5 protein-coding genes are annotated in these 5,564 nt (G+C 69.5%); 4 read left to right on the plus strand and 1 reads right to left on the minus strand.

What is annotated here, in order from left to right:
- Nucleotides 1-226: 226 nt before the first annotated feature.
- Nucleotides 227-1,489: an isochorismate synthase gene (locus RWO82_RS14895; protein ID WP_314428310.1), complete on the minus strand. Its 1,263-nt coding sequence runs from the start codon at nucleotides 1,487-1,489 to the stop codon at nucleotides 227-229.
- A gap of 139 nt (nucleotides 1,490-1,628) precedes the next feature.
- On the opposite strand from RWO82_RS14895, the gene RWO82_RS14900 reads away from it, so the two are divergent.
- The 4 genes from RWO82_RS14900 (at nucleotide 1,629) to RWO82_RS14915 (ending at nucleotide 5,478) form a co-directional block, all read left to right on the plus strand.
- Nucleotides 1,629-2,192, plus strand: coding sequence for a hypothetical protein (locus RWO82_RS14900; RefSeq protein WP_314428311.1), 564 nt, complete (start codon nucleotides 1,629-1,631; stop codon nucleotides 2,190-2,192).
- Nucleotides 2,193-2,201: 9 nt separating this feature from the next.
- A complete protein-coding gene (locus tag RWO82_RS14905; protein ID WP_314428312.1) occupies nucleotides 2,202-2,936 on the plus strand; it encodes a class I SAM-dependent methyltransferase in 735 nt (244 codons plus the stop codon).
- A 43-nt stretch (nucleotides 2,937-2,979) separates the two neighbouring features.
- Entirely contained in the window at nucleotides 2,980-4,041 is a 1,062-nt protein-coding gene (locus RWO82_RS14910; RefSeq protein WP_314428313.1) for a polyprenyl synthetase family protein, read from the plus strand.
- A 63-nt stretch (nucleotides 4,042-4,104) separates the two neighbouring features.
- Complete coding sequence (locus tag RWO82_RS14915) at nucleotides 4,105-5,478, plus strand: FAD-dependent oxidoreductase (RefSeq protein WP_314428314.1); 1,374 nt, start codon at nucleotides 4,105-4,107, stop codon at nucleotides 5,476-5,478.
- Nucleotides 5,479-5,564 lie beyond the last annotated feature (86 nt).

Raw genomic sequence — 5,564 nt, forward strand, 5'->3', positions numbered from 1 at the left:
TGCGTGTCTGCGTCGAGTTGGCGCCTGGTGTCGCTGTTCACTCTTGATTCCGGCGCGAGGTGCCAACTCGGGGTGGGGGTCACGCGTGGGGTTGGCGCCTGGTGTCGCTGTTTTCCTTCGATTCCGGCGCGAGGTGCCAGCCCGACCCCACCACCCAGCCCCACCACACACCGACCCCGCCCCAAACACCCACACCGGCGCGACGTCGAGCCCCTCGCCTCGGGGCTCAGGCCAGTGCGTCGACCAGCGGGCGGAACTTCACCCTGGTCTCGAGCAGCTCCGACTCCGGATCCGAGCCCGCCACGATCCCGGCGCCCGCATACGCGGTGACGGCGATGTCGCCGTCGTCGGCCCTCGAGTCGACCGAGAACTGCGCGCAGCGCAGCGCGATCGCCCACTCGCCGTTGCCTGCGGCGTCGACCCATCCGACGGGGCCCGCGTAGCGCCCGCGGTCGAACGGCTCGAGTGCGCGGATCGCGGCGATCGCCGCGGGGGTCGGGGTGCCGGCGACGGCGGCGGTCGGATGCAGCGCGCCGACGAGGTCGAGCGACGACCCGCCGTCGGCGAGCTCCCCTTCGACATCGGTCGCGAGGTGGAAGAGGTTCGGCAGCTTCAGCAGGAACGGCTGCTCACTCGCCGCGAGGGCGCGCGTGTGCGGACGCAGCGACGCCAGCACGCTCTGCACGGCGTACTGGTGCTCGTCGAGATCCTTGGTGCTCGATGCCAGGGAGGCGGATGCCGCGGTGTCGGCGTCCGCGTCGGCCCCGCGCCCGATGGTCCCCGCCAGCACACGGGCGGTCACGGTGCGCTCCTGCACGGTGACGAGCGTCTCGGGACTCGCGCCGATGAGCCCGTCGACCGCGAACGCCCAGGTGTCGGGGTACCCGGTCGACAGCGCTCGCACGAGGCGGCGCAGGTCGGAGCCGGCCGGGATGCTGCCGCTGAGGTCGCGTGCGAGTACGACCTTGCTCAGTTCGCCGGCGGCGATGCGCTCGAGCGCCTGCCGCACCGAGTCCTGATATCCCTGTGGACTCTGCGCCCCCGGGCCGACCCGCCCGGCCCAGTGCGGACCGTAGGCCTGCGTCTCGGCATCCGCCGTCGTATGAGCGGACGACGATCGGATGCTGGTGAGCCAGGCGCGACCGCGGTGCCTGCCGATGACCAGCGAGGGAACGATCAGCACGCTGTCCGCCGCGGAGTCCTCGTCGAAGGTCAGCGCTCCGAAGGCGACGAGGCCCGTGCCCGGGAGCGCCAGGGGGTCGGTGATCTCGGCATCCCGTGCGAGGTCGCGCCAGGCCGCGGCGATCGCTGCGGATCGCAGTCGCCCGGAGCCCGCCGGCACCCGGATGCTCGCCACGATGCCGCCGTCGACGGCGACGATCCCGTCTCCTCGGCGCAGCCAGGCGAGGGGATTCGCGGGGTCTGCGTAGGCCAGGAGATCCTCGACCGGATCGATCTCACGGGTCTCCACGACCAGCCTGTTGCTCACTCCTTCAGCCTAGTTCCCCCGCCTGCGGCATCGCCCGCACGGCGAGACCGCCTTCCCCGCGCGAGACCCACGGCCGCACCGAGGGTCCCGCCCGGGGAAGGGGGAGAGGCAGGTGCCGCTGCCGCCTACGCTGAGGGGCATGAGTGACGCACGCCCCGACCCCGGCACCGAGATGGTCTTCCAGTGGCGCAAGTGGGACGGCTCCCCGCACTGGCGACACGAATGCGTCTATCTCGGCGCCGACGAGTGGGGTGACTGGCTGGGGCAGCCCACCGGGTGGCACAGTGCCCGTCCCGGAGCGTCGTTCGTGGCGGCGACGCCGAACGTGACTCTCGTCCCTCGTCAGCACGACTATGCGCTGACGGTCAATCGCGATCACCCGAGGGGCATGCGCATCTACATCGACCTCGGGTGGGACGTCGGGTGGTCGGATGATCCGCTGCTCGCTGTCGGCATCGACATGGACCTCGATGTGGTGCGGGTCGTCGGCGACCGCGGCACCTGGGTCGACGACCGCGACGAGTGGGCTGAGCACAGCGTGCAATTCGGCTACCCGGTCGACGTGATGACGCGGCTCGAAGACCTCGCTCTCGACCTCGAACGCCGGGTCTGCGCGCAGACGGCTCCGTTCGACGACGCCACAGCCGACGTCTGGCTGGATCGGCTCGAGGCTCTGCGGCTGGCGCCCAGGGCTCGCGCCTAGACTGGACATGTGACCCCGAACGAAGCCAACCGCGCCGATCTCGGCAAGGACCCCGCCCGTGTCAGCGGCATGTTCGACCAGGTCGCCGCAGGCTACGACCGCACGAACACGGCGATGACGGTCGGCAACGACGCCCTCTGGCGTGCAGCCACGACCAGGGCCGTCGCCCCGAAACCGGGCGAGAAGATCCTCGACCTGGGCGCGGGCACTGCATCGTCGTCGGCCTCCCTCGCACGCAGCGGCGCTCAGGTCGTCGCAGCCGACTTCTCAGCCGGCATGCTCGCCGAGGGCCAGCGTCGACACGGCAGCATCCGCAATCTCTCGTTCGTACAGGCGGATGCCACGGATCTGCCGTTCTCCGACGACGAGTTCGACGCCGTCACCATGTCGTACGCGCTGCGCAACGTGAACGACCCGAAGAAGGCGCTGCGCGAGCTCCTGCGTGTGACGAAGCCGGGCGGTCGCCTCGTGATCAACGAGTTCTCCACCCCGCCGAGCGGGCTGTTCCGCGCCGGGTACCGCTTCTACAACTCCCAGGTGCTGCCGCGCGTCGCCCGCATCGCCGGCACCAACGGCGAGGCCTACGACTATCTGAACGAGTCGATCCGCGAGTGGCCCGATCAGAAGAAGCTCGCCGCGTGGATCCGTGAGGCGGGATGGGCCGACGTCGCGTACCGCAACCTGTCTTTCGGCATCGTGGCGCTGCACCGTGCGCGCAAGCCCGACGTGAGCGCTTCCACGTGAGCAGGGCACGAACACGTACGCGTGACGACGGTAGGGTGAGAGCGTGACTTCGAGCCGCGTAGCCCCTGGTTCGCGACTGGCGAGCCGTCTCGGTTTCAGCGACCGTGTCTTCATCGGCACCGCAGGGCGTCGCATCGCTCAGGCGATCGAAGACGGTCTCGAGAAGGTCGAGACCGGGCTCGCCGATGACGTGCGCGTCGCCGATCCGCTGGCCGACGCCGCGAGTCGGTACCTGTACGAGGCCGGGGGCAAGCGCATCCGTCCGGTGCTCACGCTGCTCGCCGCGCAGCTCGGCGACGGAAACACCGAGCAGGTGATCGATGTCGCCAAGGCGCTCGAGATCACCCACCTCGGCTCGCTCTACCACGACGACGTCATGGACGGTGCCGACCGCCGTCGCGGTGTTCCCGCCGCGCAGACGGTGTGGGGAAACAACATCGCCATCCTCACCGGAGACATCCTGTTCTCGCGTGCGAGCCAGCTGATGTCCAGGCTGGGGGAGCGCGCGATCCGTCTGCAGGCCGACACGTTCGAGAGGCTCGTGCTCGGTCAGATGCACGAGACGATCGGGGCGCAGCCCGATGACGACCCCATCGAGTTCTACATCCAGGTGCTCGCCGACAAGACCGGGTCCCTGATCGCCGCGGCCACGCAGGGCGGCGTGATCTTCTCGAACGCCCCGGCGGAGTACGAGGAGCCGCTGCGGGTCTACGGAGAGAAGATCGGCGTCGCGTTCCAGCTGCTCGACGATGTGATCGACCTCTCGGCCAAGCCCGAGGACACCGGCAAGGTTCCCGGCACCGATCTGCGCGCGGGCGTGCCGACCATGCCGTACCTGCTCTTGAAGGCGGAACAGGATGACGCCTCGATCGACCTCGCATCGCGCATCGACGACGGCGTGGCTCGCATCGCCGACGGTGCCGACCCGTCGATCCTCGACGGCGCTCTCACCGAGCTGCGCGATCATGCCAGCACCCAGAAGACCCTTGCGCTCGCGCACTCCTGGACCAAGGATGCGATCGACGCGCTCGCCCCGCTTCCGCGTGGCACCGTGCGCGAGGCACTGACGCGCTTCGCCGAGACCCTCGTCGAACGCTCCAGCTGACGACCCCGCGGCTCCGGCCGCGATCGTGACCGCCGGGCGACACGGCATACGAAAGGACCCCTTATGACCAAGCTCAGACTGGCCATCGTCGGAGCGGGCCCCGCCGGCATCTACGCCGCCGACATCCTGCTGAAGGCCGAGCGCAAGTTCGACGTCTCGATCGACCTCTTCGAGCAGCTTCCGGCGCCCTACGGGCTGGTCCGCTACGGCGTCGCTCCCGATCACCCCCGCATCAAGGGCATCATCAACGCACTTCGCGATGTGCTCGACCGCGGCGACATCCGCCTGTTCGGCAACGTCCGATTCGGCGAGGACATCACGCTCGACGACCTGAAGAACCACTACAACGCGGTCATCTTCGCCACGGGCGCGATCCGTGACACGACTCTCGACATCCCCGGCATCGACGCCGTCGCCTCCTACGGCGCGGCCGACTATGTCAGCTGGTTCGACGGGCACCCCGATGTGCCGCGCGAGTGGCCGCTCGATGCCGCGTCGGTGGGCGTGCTGGGCAACGGCAACGTCGCTCTCGACGTCGCCCGCATGCTGGCGAAGCACGCCGAGGATCTGCTGGTCACCGAGGTCCCCGAGAACGTCTACGAGGGGCTCAAGGCGAGCGAGGTCACCGACGTGCACGTGTTCGGACGCCGCGGTCCCGCGCAGGTGAAGTTCACTCCGCTCGAGCTGCGCGAGCTCGGCGAGCTGCGCGACGTCGACATGGTCGTGTACGACGAGGACTTCGACTACGACGAGGCCTCCAAGGATGCCGTCGCCAGCAACAAGCAGGTCATGGTGATCGACCGCATCCTGCAGTCGTGGCGCAAGCGCGACTCGGTGAACAACGCGGGCGGCACGGCATCGCGTCGCCTTCACCTGCACTTCTGGGCGCGCCCGGTCGAGGTCCGCACCGACGACACCGGACGTGTGGCCGCGCTCGTGTACGAGCGCACGAAGCCCGACGGGCAGGGCGGCGCGGTGGGCACGGGGGAGATGCGCGAGGTGCCGCTGCAGGCCCTGTATCGCGCGATCGGATACTTCGGATCCCCGCTCCCCGGCGTGCCGTTCGACAAGAAGCACGGCGTGATCCCCAACCGTGAGGGACAGGTGCTCGCGAAGGACTCGAACCAGCAGATGACGGGCATCTACGCGACCGGATGGATCAAGCGCGGACCGGTGGGCCTGATCGGCCACACCAAGTCGGATGCCATGGAGACCGTGCGCCACATCATCAACGACCAGGGCTCGTGGTGGCACCCGGAGGACCCGTCCGAAGAGGCGATCCCCGCGCTGCTGCAGGAGCGCGGTGTGCGGTGGACCGACCTCGACGGATGGCACCGGCTCGACGAGCACGAGATCTCGCTCGGCGCGCCGCACGAGCGTGCCCGCGTGAAGGTCGTTCCCCGCGACGAGATGGTGCGCGTCTCTCGAGGCGAGTGACCGTCACAGGATCGTTGTGCGCCCACCGCAAGTAGGCGGGCGCCCGGCGTTAGGCGGAGCGCAAGCGTCGGCGGTCTCTTACGGTG

Source organism: uncultured Microbacterium sp. (genome assembly GCF_963521645.1).
In the GTDB taxonomy this organism is placed as follows: Bacteria; Actinomycetota; Actinomycetes; order Actinomycetales; family Microbacteriaceae; genus Microbacterium.